The following is a 505-nucleotide window of genomic DNA, read 5'->3' as shown; positions in this document are numbered from 1 at the left end:
CGGTCCCTATCCGTCGCGGGCGTAGGAAATTTGAGAGGATCTGTCCTTAGTACGAGAGGACCGGGATGGACATACCGCTGGTGTACCAGTTGTTCCGCCAGGAGCATCGCTGGGTAGCTACGTATGGATGAGATAAACGCTGAAAGCATCTAAGTGTGAAACTCGCCTCAAGATGAGATTTCCCATTCCATTTATGGAAGTAAGACCCCTGAGAGATGATCAGGTAGATAGGTTGGGAGTGGAAGTGTAGTGATACATGGAGCGGACCAATACTAATCGGTCGAGGACTTAACCACAAAGTGGTGTTCTTGAAGAGAAGGATTCGATATTATTTAGTTTTGAGAGAATAAATTTCTTTCACACGAGCCACGAAGGTGGATCGGAGAAGTGTGGTGGCGATAGCGAGAAGGATACACCTGTTCCCATGTCGAACACAGAAGTTAAGCTTCTTAGCGCCGAGAGTAGTTGGGGGATCGCTCCCTGCGAGGGTAGGACGTTGCCATGC

General features: G+C 49.1%; 2 rRNA genes. Both read left to right on the top strand.

Annotated elements, in window-relative coordinates:
* Window positions 1–296 (top strand): 23S ribosomal RNA (locus DD627_RS08555); the annotation flags it as partial.
* 92 nt (window positions 297–388) lie between these two features.
* Window positions 389–505 (top strand): 5S ribosomal RNA (gene rrf / locus DD627_RS08550).

This window comes from Pediococcus sp., from assembly GCF_003533255.1.
Taxonomy (GTDB): Bacteria; Bacillota; Bacilli; order Lactobacillales; family Lactobacillaceae; genus Pediococcus; species Pediococcus parvulus.
Note: the sequence above shows the minus strand (reverse complement) of the source record. Positions and strands in the feature narration are given on the sequence as shown.